This window comes from Pseudoalteromonas lipolytica (assembly GCF_900116435.1).
In the GTDB taxonomy this organism is placed as follows: domain Bacteria; phylum Pseudomonadota; class Gammaproteobacteria; order Enterobacterales; family Alteromonadaceae; genus Pseudoalteromonas; species Pseudoalteromonas lipolytica.
In genome coordinates this window covers 74,480-89,780 of record NZ_FPAZ01000008.1, presented here as the reverse complement: position 1 = coordinate 89,780, position 15,301 = coordinate 74,480, and the positions used below count along the sequence as shown (strand labels likewise).

Genomic DNA, 15,301 nt, shown 5'->3' with positions numbered 1-15,301 from the left:
TGCTCCCTTAGTTTACTTTAAACGCTTGCGATTTAACGAGTGTAACCATGGCATCAATGTCAGGTTTAAGTAAACGATCTTCTTCTAACTTAGCCACTTTGTTACGAATAATTGCAAAGTTTTCTTCAATGATATCTGAGCACTTATTAGGGCGTCTAAATTCGATAGCTTGCGCTGCATACATCAGCTCAATTGCAAAAATTTTATCAAGGTTTCCTAAAATCTGGTTTAGTTTACGACCCGAGATACTACCCATTGATACGTGGTCTTCTTGGCCCATTGATGTTGGTACACTGTCTGCCGATGGTGGGAAGCACAGTGATTTGTTTTCTGTTACCAATGCCGCTGTCACGTATTGTGGGATCATCATGCCTGAGTTCAAACCGCCAGATGAGGTTAATAAGCGCGGTAAACCGTGTAAACCCTCAAGTAATAAATAGCAACGACGGTCAGCAATATTACCAAGCTCAGCCGCCGCAATTGATGCGTAATCTAATACCATAGCAAGGGGTTGACCGTGGAAACCGCCACCCGAAATAGCTTCTTCTTCGCTGATAACTATTGGGTTATCAGTTACTGAGTTCATTTCTGTTTCAGCAAGTTCTTTTAAGTGGTTATATGCGTTGCGTGATGCACCATGCACTTGTGGAATACAACGCAGTGAATATGGGTCTTGAACACGGTCACAATCTGTGTGCGACGCCATGTTTTCAGAGCCTTCGAAAAAGCGACGCATACGCGCTGCCACTTCAACATTACCTTTAAAGGCACGAATTGCATGTAGCTCTTCACGAAACGGTGATTGGCTACCCTGCATACCTTCAATACTCATCGCCCCTGCTATATCGGCAAGGTCTAGTAAGTAACCCATTTTTGTGAGTGCAGTGATCGCATGCGATAAAATAAATTGTGTGCCATTGATAAGCGCTAAGCCTTCTTTAGCATGTAACTCCATTGGCTCTAAACCATGCTCTTTGAGTACTTCTGCAGCTGGCTTAATATCACCATCAATCCAAAACTCACCTTCACCTAATAAGGGTAAAAATAAGTGTGATAAAGGAGCTAAGTCGCCTGATGCGCCCACTGAGCCTTGTTCTGGCACAACCGGGATAATATCAAGCTCAATAAACTTAAGCATGCGCTCTACAACCGCTAAACGAATACCTGAATAACCTTGGCTTAGTGCGTGCACTTTAGTAATAAGCATTAGCTTTGAAATTGGTTTAGCAATGGGCTCACCCACGCCGACAGCATGAGTAATTAATAAGTTCTTTTGTAACAGGTTAGTTTCTTCTGGAGATATTTGCGTATCACATAACGGGCCAAAACCTGTGTTAATGCCATAAATGGCTTTATCAGAGGCAGCCATTTTATCTACGTTTTGGCGGCTTTTATTAATTTTATCAATCGCTTCTTGGCAAAGCTCTGCCTGTAACGTACCCGCTGCAATAGCATTAACGCTGTCTAACGTTAACTGGTCAATACCGTACTTAAATGTCATTTATAACTCCTAAAGAACAGGATTAGTTTTATTTAATGCAATGCTAACTTGCTCTAGATGTTTTACAAATGCATAATTATCGTTATTCATTCCAGATTTATCGAACTATAAGAATCGCCATGCAAGTTCATGATGTAGACCTGCGCTTATTGCGCGTTTTTGTAGCAATTGTAGAGTGTGGGGGGCTGTCGGCGGCTGAGTCGCGATTAAATATTGGCCGCTCAACTATCAGTGCTCATTTATCAGATTTAGAAGTTAGGCTTGGCATTAAATTATGTAAGCGTGGCCGCAGTGGGTTTGAAATTACCGATGCTGGCGCCATTACTTATCAAGCTTCAATTGAGCTTTTACAACAATGTGAAGCATTCGCCAATACAGTCGCCAGCTCTAAAAATGAGTTATCGGGGCGCTTAAGCATCGCCATGATAGATACCATGGTGAGTGACCCACGCTGTGTGATCCCCCGCGTCATAGCCACACTAAAAAGAAAGAGTAACAATATTCAGTTTGATATTAATGTATGTGAAGCCCGAGAAGTCGAAACATCGGTAGCTAATGGCCGCTCACTCGTTGGCATTGGCGTGAGCCGCCATCATATTCGCGGTTTACACTACACTCCCCTGCATAACGAAACCAACTTTTTATATTGTGCGAAAGGCCACCCATTATTTGATTGCGAAGACGGGCACATTAATAAACTAATAAAAGAAGCTGAAGTAATCACCAGTAACTATATGCGCGATAAAGAAAGCCGTAACGACGGTTTGAATTATCAAAACAGTGCGGTGGCTTATCACGATGAAGGCATTGCCCACTTGATTCTATCGGGTGAGTTTATTGGTTATTTACCCGATCACTATGCGCAGTTCTGGGTAGATAAAGGTATGTTTAAGGCTATTCAACCAGCCAAGTACCATTATGATATTCCGGTGGTGTTGATCACCTCAAAAACAAACGCTAATTCGCCAATTGCAAACGCCATGATTGAAGAAATAAAACACTGTTATACAGCTTAATAACAATATTACTGACGTTGAGTACCTTTAAGCTCATTTATTAATACAACACTAAACGCGATAATTGCGAGGTTTGTAGTCACAGGATTAAACGCTTCGATTAAAAGTGCAGGTTGTAAAACGGCAACAGACAGCATTAGTCCAACTAAAGCGGCTATATTGAGAATATTGATTAAGATTGAACGGTAGAAGATAAAAAACAGCACGGCAAATATAATTTCACCTATGCCAGCTGCCCGAGTGATGAGCATTGAAATTTCAGCATTAAAACCAAAACTTGCCGTCATTTGTTGTTCTAAGGGGGCAATATGGATAAGTTTTGGCATCAACCCATGATAAAGCCAACTAAAGCTGATAATAAAGCGGGCAATTTGAAGTGTCGTTAAATGGCTCATCGTAAAGGCTGAATTATGTGTGCTCTAGCCATTAGAGCACACTGCAAAGACTTATAAAACAGTTGGCTTACCGAAACGGTTCTCAGCTTCATCACCCGCTAAAAAACCATTTTCAATTAACGCCCAAATACCACCAATAACAGGAACTAAGCCAATCAGTACCCACCAACCTGATTTATTACGGTCATGCCAGCGCTTTACTTGAACCGCAAGCGAAACCCACATAAGTGGGATATAAAAGATTAGTGTGATCACAGAAATTGCTGTTTCATTACCCGCTGTTAATAATGCGACTAAGAACATAAAAACAAATGAAGCTACGATAATACCTAAGAAAGAATACCAATAGGTTTTTCTAGGTATACGACCATTAAAAGAAAACAAAATTTCTTTCATCGTTAAAGTGGTAGTTTCTGTTGATGCCGAAGCGAGGTTTGCTTCTGGGGCTTGATAAACATTTTCTGACACTGTCATTTCCTTTGATATGTGTTGTAGCAAACCGAATTAATCTAGTCTGCTGATTTATGTTGTTAATTGTGCTGAATTAAACATGAATAATATAACACAAAATGATTTGATTTGGGTACTAATAAATTGTTGATGAGCTTTAGAAAGGTATGTATTAGGCCATTAAAAAGCACCTGAACGGTGCTTTATATTAATTTGGTTGTTGCCAGTATTTTGCGTATAGATTTGGGTAGGTTTGTTTTAAAAACTTAGCTTTATCTTTAAAGCGCTTGCCTTTTGGCTGTTCAAGCCCCGACGGAATAAACGGCAGTTCATCATCATTTCGCTCTTCGTACAGCATACCTGCGATAAGATCATACTCATCTAAATAAGGGTAAGGTTGCTCATTTAAATGATAAACCGGTGTACAGTCAGCGATTGAATCCGGGTTTTCAAGGGCATTTATAAATACCTGCTCGCCACGTGAAATCAGCCAACATAAAAACTCTGAAAATCCGTAATCGTCGTTACAACCTGCCATTACAAAGGCAGCACCGAATAAGTCCCATGTGTAGGCTTTACGCATGCGAAGACTAAACTGCTTATCAAATTCCATCAACTGTTCATCAGATAAGTCAGTTAGCTTTGCTTTTAATGCATTACATACAGACTCAGGCTCCGCGGTTTTATCTTCTGCGGTAACTAACTGCCAAAACTCAGCTTCGGTTAACACACTCATGATAAAATCTCTTTTACACGACCTACTTGACCATCGTCTAACTGCACTTTTATGCCGTGTGGATGGTTAGGTGATTTTGTCAAAATACGTGACACCACACCTTGGGTTAACTGACCTGTTCGTTGATCTTGCTTTAATACAATATTCACTTCACAACCAATAGAAATTTGTGAACGCGTAGGCACTGCCATAGCAAAGTCTCTTTCATTAATTTTTGCCGATTATAGCTATTTGTGGCGCAGTTACCAAACTAAACCCGTGTGATTGACGTGTTTTTAAGCGCTTGATGGGGAATGATATCGTTAAGTCTTTCGATTATAGCGTCTGATTTTCCTTTAATTTGAAAATCATAGCCTTGACCATTTCTATCCAGAATGACCGCTAAGTAATTATCGGCGACTTTAAACTCAGTAATTCGATTTAATTCAAGCAACTGCTCTTTCGAGCTGTAATAAAACTGCGTTACTTTAAGGTGAGTATTTGTTGCAATTAGCGTGTTACTCAGTGCGGTTTTTGCAGCAAATTTATCTGTTGAGCGAACGGCTTGCAGAGCAAAAAAAACGGCAGCAACAAAAGCGCTAAATGATGGAAACGGCAACGCGTCGTCAGACAGTATGCCATAAACACCCACGCCTAAAAACAACACAGACAGTGCTGAATTCAAAGATAACATGTGCTTCGCCGTTAAATTCAAAAACATATTTATTCCTTTAAAAATGAAATTGCCTTCGCGTTTATAGTTATATCTATCGTATTAAGTTCATCAATAATTAAGTTTACTATCAGTTGCTTTTGATTTTCGTTAATTGGCAACGTATTGAAAAAACACTTTATTTTAAGTGATTGAGGCAGTTTTTTTAAGTCAGCGGTATGAGTTAGCCATAAAAACTCACTGACTGTCTCTTTAGCTTGCTCACACGCGTGAGTTAACGCAACACGAATGGCTTTATCAAGGCGTTTTTCGGTTTTAGTCATTTTCAACTTGTTGTTTTTTAAATTCTTCGTAACTGTCTTCTTGGCGTTTTACACACTCGTGATACTCTTTATCTGCTAAGTAATTGCATTCATTTAAACGGGCCGATTGAATTTCGTGATACCGTGCATCAGAGCTACATGCACTCAGCATAACGAATAAGGCTGCTAAAGCCACAAACTTTAAAGCGTTAAAAAACATTAAATTTCCTTTCTTAAGTTATACATTGGCACTGTGTTTTACTGTATATTGCGTGGGTTTAAAATCTTATTACCAAAGGGTCATCTATGATGTTGTCGCAGTTACAAGAGCTGTTTCAGCGTATCGATAAAAGTAAAATTTTTCAATCATTTGTTATCGCGGTCATTGTTATTTCGGCGTTAACTGTTGGCGCGCACACGTACTCGTTACATCCAACCGCAGAAATTGCCTTGCACTGGATGGACATGGGGATCACTGTCTTCTTTCTGATTGAGCTTGTGATCCGCTTTATTGCCAGCCGTGGCATAAAAGACTTTTTTACAAAAGGCTGGAATATTTTCGATTTTATCATCGTCGTCGGAAGCCTTTATCCTGCTGCGGGGTCAACTATTTTCATCGCAAGGCTGTTACGTATTTTCCGCGTTTTGCGATTAGTGTCGATGATCCCAGAGCTGCGATTGTTGGTTAATTCGCTATTAAAAGCCATACCGCAAATGGGCTATATCGCCCTGTTAATGTTCGTTATCTTCTACATATATGCCGCAATGGGTAGCATGTTATTTGCCGATATTAACCCTGTTTTGTGGGGCGATGTGTCAATTTCAATGCTAACTCTATTTCGTATTGCCACCTTTGAAGACTGGACCGACGTAATGTATGAAACCATGGCGGTGTATAAACTAAGCTGGATTTTCTACTTAACGTTTATATTCTTAACTGCATTCGTGTTCTTAAATATGATGGTCGGTGCCATATTAGAAGTCATGTCTGAAGAGCATCGTAATGCGCGTGAAGAACAAACGAGCGACGATGACATGCCCGCCACAAAAGGCCAAATTGTTCAATTACAAGCTGAAATGGCAGAGCTAAAACAATTACTTAAAGAAAGAAAATAACTTTTTTATTTAACAGTTTTTAGTTATGAGGCGCTAGAGTGCAAAACCTAGCGCCTTTATTTTATCCACGTTTTTCCACTTTCCATGGTGGATTCAAGCGGTTTTCACCTGCCCAATACAGTTTAATTTTGTTACCTGAAGGGTCTTTCAAAATAGCTTCTGTCCATAAGTAGCGCTGCGCTGTTGGCGGTTGTTCAAAAGTAATTCCCTTTTTAACAAGGCTCGAGTAAAGAGCATCAAGATGTTCTTCTTCAAAATAGATAACAGCATGACTCTTAAAGTCCCCGCTTTCTAACGACAGCGAAAATGTCGCGTCTCCATTGGTACATTTAAAACGCGCGTAGTGAGGTGTATCTACAATTTGAATAAAACCAAGAGTTAAATAAAAAGCCACCGCCTCATTCATGTTTTTTACTGGTAACGTGACTTGATTAAGCTTCATTTGCTACTTCTGATTAATTAGATTTCGTTGTGCCAGCATATCCCGAATAACTAAATAAGCAAAAGATAAGCGTGAATAACGTATTAAATAACTGATAAGCTCACAGCTTTCATATTCGAGTGGGCAGCTGTGAGTCATACTGTAAGGCATCATGCACTGCTCAAAGGGTTTCCCCTTGCCATTTAAAACTGAATAAACGTTCTATTTCTGTTTATACAAAAAGGGCCGTGCACCCGCCATAAGTGATAACCAACAAGGGCAATGATGATTATATGTATTTTTATACGTATTTTAATCGCCACCTTGCTGGCCTAATACATGCAATAACTCAGTTAAAGGCAACGACTTGTAAAAGTACCAACCTTGGCCTTGAACCTGATAGTCGTCATTGTAATTTTTAATAAAGTTATATTCTTCAACTGTCTCAACCCCCTCAAAAATAACAGTGCGGTTTAGGTTTGTTATTAATGACATAATGGCTAACAACATTTCTTGCTTCAACTCATCAGATATTGATTGAGTGAAAACCTTGTCTATTTTGATCACATCAAAATTGATTTCGGTTAACCACACTAGGTTTGAAACTCCTGTTCCAAAATCATCAAGAGAAATAGAGAAGCCGTATGTTTTAGCTTTTGAAGCAAAACATGACAATTCGTCCAATGGAAGCTCTATTCGCTCGGTGATTTCAATTTTGATTTGCTGTGGTTTTATTTTATTTTCAGTGCATAAATCATATAAATAATCTAAATACTCTTTTGTTTGAATTTCATAAGCGTTAATGTTGATTGCCACGCTGAAATCAGAATCAGCACGTAAAACAGGCGAAAGTTCATTAAGCGCTTTTTTGACCGAGTTATACGCAAGAGTTGGATACAAACTTAGCTGCTCTGCAATACCTAAAAAAAGCTCTGGCGAAACATTACCGTAAACAGAATCTTTCCACCTTATCAAACTTTCTACACCAATAATTTTGTTACTTTTCAGCTCGAGTATTGGCTGATACTCCAAATATAATTCTTCGTTTTCAATGGCTTTACGAAACCTAAATTCCATTGAGTGGCTTTTATCTAAATATGAACAAATTGAGTAAGCAATTAAAAAGCTAATAAACCCAATTAAACCGATTAAAAGAGCAGAAATGTAAAAAGGGAAATACAGTAAACCAGGCCGGTTATTGTATGTCTCAATGCAGTATTGGAATTGAGTGCTACAAGTTTCTACCACTTGCGGTTTAAGCAGTGTATCTGTTTTAAACTGGTAGTGTGCCGCATAGTTATGAAAGGTGTATTTTCTATTCTTTGAAATAATTTTATATGAAAAATTTTTATTTAATTGATCAAAGTTTTTAAAAGGGGCATTAATTGTAAAGGCAATTACACTCCCTTTATTTGTAATGTCATATTTCGCTGCAACAGGAAAAATATTCGCAACTTGAGAAGCAAAATAGTAGCCCGATGGAGAATGATACAAAACACTGTCAAGTGGCGTTGAATCAGCAAGAAGTCCCCAATTTGCTGAGCAATTAACTTTATTATTAAAAATCAAACCTAAGTCATGCGTAAATTCATGTTTAGAAAGAATAATGCGCAACTTATTGATTGTCTGAGCATCACACTCAAGAGGAGATAATGCTGAAGCCTCCTGAATAGAAGAGCCTAAATCGCTTGATATGTCTTCAGCTTTTGATAACAAAGATTGCGAAAATTCCTTTTGATAGCTGACTTGCAGATAACTAACCAGAAGGTGAAAAGCAACAACGAGAAAAAGCATTAAACAAATAATATAGAGTGCTTGATTATTTTGAGCTGATTTTAGTATTTTTCTCGTCATATTTAACTTATACGCTTTACAGTCTAAACCTCAAATTAGCCTTTATGTATTACCAAATCAATAAAAAGTAATAAAATGGAAACAGAGTAAGTGTAACTACCTACTAAACCCCGAGATGAATTAGAAAAGAAAACATTAGGCTGTTGCACCTCATACCTTAAATTTACCCACTAAGTCTGTCAGTAAATGAGACAGCTGATTAAGTCTTTCACCATTTTGACGCGCACTCTGTGCAATGTCACTTACATCGTCTGCCGCATTTTTAATTTCGACAACATTGCGGTTTATGTCTTCTGCTACATGCTGCTGCTCCTCGGCTGCAGTCGCTATTTGTGTGTTAAGGTCACTAATATTGACAATAGACGATGTGATCTCGCTAAACTGCTGTTGCGCAGAATGTGCAAGCTCAACGGTTTTATGAGTGCGGTTTCAACTTGCGGCCATTTCTTTGGATACTTGGTCAGACATTTTGCGAAGCGTACTAAGTTGGGTTGCTATTTCCTCCGTTGACTCAGACGTTCTTTGCGACAGCGCACGAACCTCATCAGCAACCACAGCAAATCCACGACCGTGATCGCCCGCTCGAGCAGCCTCTATTGCAGCATTCAGTGCTAATAAGTTTGTTTGCTCAGCAATGCCTCTTATGACACTGAGAATCGACATGATATTTTCACTTTCAGCATCAAGCTGAGTGATATCTTGAGTCGCTTTTGTTATCACAGTAGAAAGCGACACAACACTCTCTACAGTTTCTGAAATGACATTTTGTCCAAGCTCAGAAGCATGCTGTGTTTGCGTTGCAAGCTCTGCTGCATTCGCACAACTTGCGGAGACCTCATTCGCTGTCGCAGCCATTTCATTAATTGCAGTCGCTGCCATTTCAAGAGCTTGTTGTTGCTGTGTTGTAGAATCAGATAGTTGTGAGGCTTGTGAGATGTTCATTGTAGACTTCCAACTAAGTACTTACGAAAATATAGTGAGGTGGTTTCAATTGAGCAAATAAATAGTTGGAAATTTATTAGGCACAAAGTTGGGTAGGCAAGTGGTTCAAGTCTTTAATTTATTTATGATATGACAATAGGTTGACAGATATACATTGTAGACTAGCTTTACCTCTAGTAATGAAACAAATATTTAACAAACCAAGCGCTAATGACCTTCCAACCAATTGGCAGCTTTTGCAGGATGCAAATTAGCTGCCTATTCCAATTTCGTGTTTAAGCATATAGCGCAATAAAGCCTGTGCATCTGAGTGTGTATCAGCTTGTAACCCTGCAACAACACCTTGTTGATCCGCTGCTGACTTGTGTTGGCCAAGTTTTTCTTTTGCTTGTACTGACTGAACATTAATTTTAATTCCGACAATACCGCGCAGTAGTTTTGCTTGGTAATCAGCAGGTAGCAAGTCGGTATCGTGTAAAATACTCGGCTCATACTGGCTAATTAACTCATCTAAGCAGGCTAAGGTATTCTCATTATCAAGATATTCAACCTCACCTTGAACATGGACCGCAGCGTAGTTCCACGTCGACACAGCAGGTTTTTCTGCATACCAGGTTGGAGATATATAGCTATGCGGACCACTAAAAACCACTAATACGCAGGTTTTATCTAAGCCCTTACCATGACGATTTGCACGTGATACATGACCATACAAGGTCCCCAATTCCCCCTCATCAGCTTTGTATACTAAAGGCAAATGTGTGGCTTCAAATTCACTGTCTACCATCAACGCAAAGCTATAGGTTTTTATAAATTGTGAGACTCGCTCCGGTGTCATTTTCCACTTGCTGGGTGTGTGCATTACTTTCCTTTATTGCTTAAAAAGGCCAGCAAAGTGCCAGCCTGATTTAACTATTACAACTTAATTTTAGCCATCAACAATTATGCGTAGCATACGACGAAGTGGTTCAGCAGCACCCCATAACAGTTGGTCACCAACCGTAAATGCACTGATATATTCTGGGCCCATAGCTAATTTACGAATACGGCCTACCGGAATAGACAACGTGCCAGTCACTTTAACAGGTGTTAGGTCTGTTGCTGTAATATCGCGGTCGTTTGGAATAACTTTGACCCATTCATTGTGAGACGCAAGAATTTCTTCGATTTTTTCTACGCTGATATCTTTACGCAATTTAATGGTCATTGCTTGCGAGTGGCATCGCATTGCGCCAATACGAACACACAAGCCATCAACCGGGACAGGCTGCTTGCTGGTGCCCAAAATTTTATTAGCTTCGACTTGCGCTTTCCACTCTTCTTTACTTTGACCGCTTGGCATTGGCACATCAATCCAAGGGATAAGGCTACCCGCCAAAGGCACGCCAAATTGGTCTTGTGGTAAATCGCTTGATGCAATTTTTTCGGTGACTAATTTGTCAATTTCAAGAATAGCGGCATTAGGATCAGCCAGTTTGTCAGCAACCGTTTCGTGAATTGCGCCCATTTGTGCAATTAACTCTTTCATGTTGCGAGCACCGGCGCCTGAAGCTGCTTGATATGTCATTGGGCTGACCCATTCAATCAAGTCTTGTTCAAATAATCCACCAAGCGCAAGTAACATAAGTGATACAGTACAATTGCCGCCAACAAAGGTTTTAACCCCCTGCTCTAACCCTTGTTCAATCACATCTTTGTTTACAGGGTCAAGCACGATAATACTGTCGTCACTCATACGCAGTGCCGACGCAGCATCAATCCAGTAACCTTGCCAACCAGACTCGCGCAACTGCGGGTAAACGGCTTTTGTGTAATCGCCGCCTTGGCAGGTAACAATAATATCCATTTGCGAAAGCGCAGTAATGTCGTTTGCATCAAGAAGTGGTTTTGCTGGGCCCGCAATATCAGGGCCTAATTGACCGGTTTGTGAGGTGGTGAAAAAAGTCGTGTCGATTTGAGAAAAATCATTTTCTTGCTGCATACGATCCAATAACACAGAGCCAACCATGCCCCGCCAACCGACTAATCCTACTTTTTTCATTGTTTGTTCCACTGTTTGATTCATTCCAAGTACCTAAGCTGTTAAAAATTAAAATCCATTGCGTAAGAGTTTAATTTTTACAGAGCTAATCTAGCATTGTGAATGGCACAAAACCAGCGCAGATAATGGAACTTAAAATTATTTCATATTATTTTATTTAATTAATGGACAGTCAGTTGGCAATACAAGGTTTACTGCATTAGCACAGACTTTAAATGTTTGTTGTTTTGAGGTAATTGGCTCGCCATCGAGGTTAATTGGCATTTCAGTTTGCGTTTGCCATTCAAGCCAAGGCACTTGATAGCGTTTCACCCACTTTTGTGAAGAATTGGGGTAGTTGCTTAACTCTTCGATAACCGCAGGCACATCTGAAATTGCAAATGAGGTGAAAGCAACAAGATCAACCATGCCATCATTAATATACGCATCGGGTGCGAGTAACTGTCCGCCACCGGCTTGTCGGCCATTACACACGGCAGCGGCAATGATCTCACCGGAACTGTGCTGACCATCGGGCAAAGAAAGTTGACCACTGTAAGGAACAAAGCTCAGCGCTTGAACAAGCCCAGCGAGTGTATATGCACCGCCGCCAAGCAAATTTTTAAGTGCTGGCGGTGTGGTGGCGGTAATTTTTGCCCCAAAGCCTGCACTGGCAACATTAATAAAAAATCGTTTATCGACTTCAACAACATCCACTTCTTGAGTATGTCCTTCAAAAGCCAACGTGAGCGCCGACAAGTATTCAGTCGGAATGTTTGCAGAGCAAGCAAAGTCATTTGCCGTCCCCATTGGGAGTATGGCAAGTGCTGGTCTTTGAGAATGCTCAATTTTCATTAAGGCGTTCACAGCTTCGTTGACCGTGCCGTCACCACCAGCAACAATAACCCGTTTTACGCCCTCTTTATTTGCCTCGTAAATCAGTCGCTCAACATCGCCTCCTTCATAGGTTACTCGAACCTCTAACGGGGTTGTTTGTCGAAATTTAGAGACGGCTTCGCGTAATTGCTCATTGCCTGCTTTTTTACCATTTAAAATTAATCGTAGGCTCATTCTTAATCCCTGTTATGACAACTAAGCTCTACCATAACATGCAATGCTGTTTACTCAATACGGATACAAAAAAGCCCCGCTATTGCAGGGCTAAATCAACGTTAGGATTTATTATTGTATCCTTCCTTGGGCAGAGTATTAGAACTGATATTTGTACTCAATTGAGAACTCAGTGCCTTTCTCTTTCGAACGCGTTAAAGTACCGGCTGACTCTATTTCAGATTTTGCGCCCAAGATATTCGTCACTTTGAACTTCAAGCTTGAGTTGAAATCAGGGAAATAGGTGTAGTTAAAGTCTAAAGAATGAAATGGTTGCTCCATCCAATCTTCCTGACCTTCAATACCTGGAATAATGATTCGCTCACCAAATACGTTATAGATTAGCGTAGAGGCATGCTGACCACTTGGTGCGTCATAGCCTAACTGCATATTCACAACATATTTTGAATGACCCGTCATGCGACGTGTTGTATTTGTAACCGCTGCAGAAACCCCTGTTTGTTCAACAATCGCCTGACGGTCGATGTTGATTTCTGAGTCACTTAGAGTCACGTTACCTGTCATGAACACGTCTTGCCAGAATCCACCTAAGAAAGCAAAATCTTTCAGGTATTCAAATTCAACACCAGCAACATAACCATCTTCTGCATTCGCAATACGTACCAGTGGTGGACCATCTTGAGCTGGTGATTGAACAGACTCAATTGGATCAACCATGTCTTTATAGAACACACCAATAGAGAAGTTCTCGCCCGTATCAAAATAGTTTTCCCAGCGGAAATCATAGTTTTTGATTTGGGTTGTACGTAGACCTGGCGTACCACCTACAGGGTATTCAGTAAGCGGATCGATATAAGTCGCGTCAGAAATCTCACGTAAATCTGGGCGAACAACAGTTTCACCGTAACTTAAGCGCCATTGCGTTTCGTCGTTTTGCACATAAGTTAAAGCAAGTGCGCTATAAACGTCGTCTTCACGAAATGCGAGTTGATCTAACTCATCGTAATCAATTGAAGATGCAAGACCACCAGTAAATGGGTCAAGAGGAACAGATACTTGACGGAAATCTTCCCACCTTAAACCGCCACTGATCCGCCATGTGTTATTGAAGAATAAATCTGCTTCAAAGTAATAAGCATCTACTTTTTGCGCAGACTTGTAGTCATCCCCAGAAACCGTTGTATCGTTTAAGATTGGCTGTGTCAGTGTTGCATTAGTAAGTACATCATCAGATAAAATTGTATTTAGCTTACTACCCGTTAAATCAACATCTGAAAAAGCACGTGTATTAATATCAAAACGGCGGTTTGTCGCAGAACGCTCCTTAGAAATAAAGTCTGCACCCGATTTAAGCTCGATATCAATGCCCTCTAACATAATAGGCAGTGTAAAGTTAAAACCGTAGTTTTCTACTTCATCGTCCAAATCTTGGAATGTATAACGCGCCGCGGTTGTCGCATTGGTTAATGCACTTTCATTGACAGTATCGTAAAAGCCGTCTTCATTTGCATCAGTAACAATGAAGCGAGTTTCCATGTTACCTGGTGCATAACGGTTTGAACGACCCATTGAGTACTTCCAATCAAAGCCCGCGTAATTTAACCATTCAAAGGTATGCATACCCTTTAATTGATTAACAATTAACTCACGCTCTTCATAACGCACATCATACGAACGAACACGTTTGTTATCCGACGTGTTGTTATTTTGGTCTATTCCTAAACGGTCTGATATTTGATCTTCAGTATCCCGTAAGATTAAGGCTGTGTAGTCAATTTTGTGCGCTTTATCATACTCTACACCGACAGTGATCATGCCAGATGTTTTAACTGTATGCTCGGTACTAAGCACTTGGTCATAACCACGGATCATGGTTGTTGAATTGTCACCAATTAAGAAACCTTGACCTTGATATTCGTCTGCAACAACATGCTTAATATCGTAGCTAAACGACGATAAGAAACCGTAGCGCCATTTATCTGATTCAACGCTATTACCTAACGTTGCAGTGAACTTAGTATTGGGATCAACCTTTGCTGATTTTGGATCATAATCGCGATTTAACGACATCGCTAAAGCGCGGCTTTGCTCAGGTGTTAAATCATCAAGCGATTGACCGCTTTGATATACATCTAGTATAGGACGAGGGATTTCACGCGTACCATCGTCAACACCATACCAATCATCAGAGCCACCGTTGTACTCAAGACCATCGTCAAAATTGTTGGTGTTATAGCCAAGCTGACCTGATACATCAAAAACAAATTGATCTGGAATGCTTTTTAAGCGGATATCAACGTTACCACCACCAAAAGATGCAGGCATCGATGGTGAATATGATTTTTGTACTGATAAACTTTCAATAATACCTGATGGAAATAAATCCAGTGGTAATACAGAACGTGTTGGGTCTGGGCTTGGTACAGCAGAGTTGTTGAGCTGTGTACTTGAATAACGCTCACCAAGACCACGAACATAAATGAACTTACCATCAACAAGTGTTAAACCTGTTACACGGCGAAGCGCTGCTGCAGCGTCACTATCACCACTACGAGAAATTTGCTCAGCACCCATAATATCAGCAACGAAAGCTTGCTGTTTGCGCTCTTCTAGAACAGCTGTTGCAGTGCCTTTCAACCGACTTGCACTTACAACAACTTCTTCGAGAACAGCTTCTTCGTCTGCTTCAGCTGCGTGTACCGAGACAGTCAAGCCACATAAAATGGCTGCACTGAGTGCTGTTAAGCTGAACTGTTTTGAATATTGTTTCATGTTTACCTCTATCTGAAATACGTTACAGAAAGTTATTTAAAGGTGCTAAACGC

General features: G+C 40.3%; 16 protein-coding genes and 1 pseudogene. 2 read left to right on the top strand and 15 right to left on the bottom strand.

Annotation, left to right across the window (positions count from 1 at the left end):
* Positions 1 to 7: 7 nt before the first annotated feature.
* On the bottom strand, positions 8 to 1,501 hold the full coding sequence (gene hutH / locus BM378_RS10015) for a histidine ammonia-lyase (protein WP_074989102.1): 1,494 nt from the start codon (positions 1,499 to 1,501) through the stop codon (positions 8 to 10).
* 119 nt (positions 1,502 to 1,620) lie between these two features.
* Here hutH and BM378_RS10010 point away from each other — a divergent pair, with 119 nt between their 5' ends.
* A complete protein-coding gene (locus BM378_RS10010; protein WP_074989101.1) occupies positions 1,621 to 2,517 on the top strand; it encodes a LysR family transcriptional regulator in 897 nt (298 codons plus the stop codon).
* An 8-nt stretch (positions 2,518 to 2,525) separates the two neighbouring features.
* Here the strand turns inward: BM378_RS10010 and BM378_RS10005 are convergent, their stop codons facing one another.
* From BM378_RS10005 to BM378_RS09975, 7 genes are all read right to left on the bottom strand, one after another.
* Positions 2,526 to 2,912: a DoxX-like family protein gene (locus BM378_RS10005; RefSeq protein ID WP_065979095.1), complete on the bottom strand. Its 387-nt coding sequence runs from the start codon at positions 2,910 to 2,912 to the stop codon at positions 2,526 to 2,528.
* Between the two features lie 51 nt (positions 2,913 to 2,963).
* Entirely contained in the window at positions 2,964 to 3,380 is a 417-nt protein-coding gene (locus tag BM378_RS10000; RefSeq protein WP_199524627.1) for a DUF805 domain-containing protein, read from the bottom strand.
* A gap of 190 nt (positions 3,381 to 3,570) precedes the next feature.
* On the bottom strand, positions 3,571 to 4,098 hold the full coding sequence (locus tag BM378_RS09995) for a DUF4240 domain-containing protein (protein ID WP_065979094.1): 528 nt from the start codon (positions 4,096 to 4,098) through the stop codon (positions 3,571 to 3,573).
* Positions 4,095 to 4,289, bottom strand: a complete 195-nt coding sequence (locus BM378_RS09990; protein WP_036971837.1) for a YwbE family protein — start codon at positions 4,287 to 4,289, stop codon at positions 4,095 to 4,097. Before BM378_RS09990 ends, BM378_RS09995 begins: the two co-directional genes overlap by 4 nt.
* Positions 4,290 to 4,348: 59 nt before the next feature.
* Positions 4,349 to 4,798: a hypothetical protein gene (locus BM378_RS09985; protein WP_065979093.1), complete on the bottom strand. Its 450-nt coding sequence runs from the start codon at positions 4,796 to 4,798 to the stop codon at positions 4,349 to 4,351.
* A gap of 2 nt (positions 4,799 to 4,800) precedes the next feature.
* Entirely contained in the window at positions 4,801 to 5,073 is a 273-nt protein-coding gene (locus tag BM378_RS09980; RefSeq protein ID WP_036971841.1) for a hypothetical protein, read from the bottom strand.
* Positions 5,066 to 5,272, bottom strand: coding sequence for a hypothetical protein (locus tag BM378_RS09975; protein ID WP_036971843.1), 207 nt, complete (start codon positions 5,270 to 5,272; stop codon positions 5,066 to 5,068). The genes BM378_RS09980 and BM378_RS09975 overlap by 8 nt, the downstream gene beginning before the upstream one ends.
* Positions 5,273 to 5,361: 89 nt before the next feature.
* On the opposite strand from BM378_RS09975, the gene BM378_RS09970 reads away from it, so the two are divergent.
* On the top strand, positions 5,362 to 6,168 hold the full coding sequence (locus tag BM378_RS09970) for an ion transporter (protein ID WP_174403887.1): 807 nt from the start codon (positions 5,362 to 5,364) through the stop codon (positions 6,166 to 6,168).
* Positions 6,169 to 6,229: 61 nt separating this feature from the next.
* On the opposite strand, the gene BM378_RS09965 is transcribed toward BM378_RS09970, so the two are convergent.
* The 7 genes and pseudogenes from BM378_RS09965 to BM378_RS09935 form a co-directional block, all read right to left on the bottom strand.
* Complete coding sequence (locus BM378_RS09965; protein WP_065979092.1) at positions 6,230 to 6,610, bottom strand: VOC family protein; 381 nt, start codon at positions 6,608 to 6,610, stop codon at positions 6,230 to 6,232.
* Between the two features lie 291 nt (positions 6,611 to 6,901).
* Entirely contained in the window at positions 6,902 to 8,443 is a 1,542-nt protein-coding gene (locus BM378_RS09960; RefSeq protein ID WP_083422902.1) for an EAL domain-containing protein, read from the bottom strand.
* A 150-nt stretch (positions 8,444 to 8,593) separates the two neighbouring features.
* A pseudogene (locus tag BM378_RS20775) lies at positions 8,594 to 9,391 on the bottom strand (methyl-accepting chemotaxis protein); the annotation flags it as partial.
* A gap of 244 nt (positions 9,392 to 9,635) precedes the next feature.
* A complete protein-coding gene (locus tag BM378_RS09950) occupies positions 9,636 to 10,247 on the bottom strand; it encodes an FMN-binding negative transcriptional regulator (protein WP_074989100.1) in 612 nt (203 codons plus the stop codon).
* A 66-nt stretch (positions 10,248 to 10,313) separates the two neighbouring features.
* Complete coding sequence (gene asd / locus BM378_RS09945) at positions 10,314 to 11,450, bottom strand: aspartate-semialdehyde dehydrogenase (protein WP_074989099.1); 1,137 nt, start codon at positions 11,448 to 11,450, stop codon at positions 10,314 to 10,316.
* A gap of 129 nt (positions 11,451 to 11,579) precedes the next feature.
* Entirely contained in the window at positions 11,580 to 12,476 is an 897-nt protein-coding gene (gene yegS / locus BM378_RS09940; RefSeq protein WP_074989098.1) for a lipid kinase YegS, read from the bottom strand.
* Positions 12,477 to 12,614: 138 nt separating this feature from the next.
* Positions 12,615 to 15,248, bottom strand: a complete 2,634-nt coding sequence (locus tag BM378_RS09935) for a TonB-dependent receptor domain-containing protein (RefSeq protein ID WP_074989097.1) — start codon at positions 15,246 to 15,248, stop codon at positions 12,615 to 12,617.
* Between the last annotated feature and the right edge of the window lie 53 nt (positions 15,249 to 15,301).

Bases quoted from the DNA above. Each gene is read 5' to 3' on its own strand.
- BM378_RS09965 (WP_065979092.1), bottom strand. From the start codon at position 6,610: ATGAAGCTTAATCAAGTCACGTTACCAGTAAAAAACATGAATGAGGCG.
- BM378_RS09980 (WP_036971841.1), bottom strand. From the start codon at position 5,073: ATGACTAAAACCGAAAAACGCCTTGATAAAGCCATTCGTGTTGCGTTA.
- BM378_RS09990 (WP_036971837.1), bottom strand. From the start codon at position 4,289: ATGGCAGTGCCTACGCGTTCACAAATTTCTATTGGTTGTGAAGTGAAT.
- BM378_RS09935 (WP_074989097.1), bottom strand. From the start codon at position 15,248: ATGAAACAATATTCAAAACAGTTCAGCTTAACAGCACTCAGTGCAGCC.
- BM378_RS09975 (WP_036971843.1), bottom strand. From the start codon at position 5,272: ATGTTTTTTAACGCTTTAAAGTTTGTGGCTTTAGCAGCCTTATTCGTT.
- BM378_RS09960 (WP_083422902.1), bottom strand. From the start codon at position 8,443: ATGACGAGAAAAATACTAAAATCAGCTCAAAATAATCAAGCACTCTAT.
- BM378_RS09970 (WP_174403887.1), top strand. From the start codon at position 5,362: ATGTTGTCGCAGTTACAAGAGCTGTTTCAGCGTATCGATAAAAGTAAA.
- asd (WP_074989099.1), bottom strand. From the start codon at position 11,450: ATGAATCAAACAGTGGAACAAACAATGAAAAAAGTAGGATTAGTCGGT.
- hutH (WP_074989102.1), bottom strand. From the start codon at position 1,501: ATGACATTTAAGTACGGTATTGACCAGTTAACGTTAGACAGCGTTAAT.
- BM378_RS09995 (WP_065979094.1), bottom strand. From the start codon at position 4,098: ATGAGTGTGTTAACCGAAGCTGAGTTTTGGCAGTTAGTTACCGCAGAA.
- BM378_RS10010 (WP_074989101.1), top strand. From the start codon at position 1,621: ATGCAAGTTCATGATGTAGACCTGCGCTTATTGCGCGTTTTTGTAGCA.
- BM378_RS09950 (WP_074989100.1), bottom strand. From the start codon at position 10,247: ATGCACACACCCAGCAAGTGGAAAATGACACCGGAGCGAGTCTCACAA.
- BM378_RS10005 (WP_065979095.1), bottom strand. From the start codon at position 2,912: ATGAGCCATTTAACGACACTTCAAATTGCCCGCTTTATTATCAGCTTT.
- yegS (WP_074989098.1), bottom strand. From the start codon at position 12,476: ATGAGCCTACGATTAATTTTAAATGGTAAAAAAGCAGGCAATGAGCAA.
- BM378_RS09985 (WP_065979093.1), bottom strand. From the start codon at position 4,798: ATGTTTTTGAATTTAACGGCGAAGCACATGTTATCTTTGAATTCAGCA.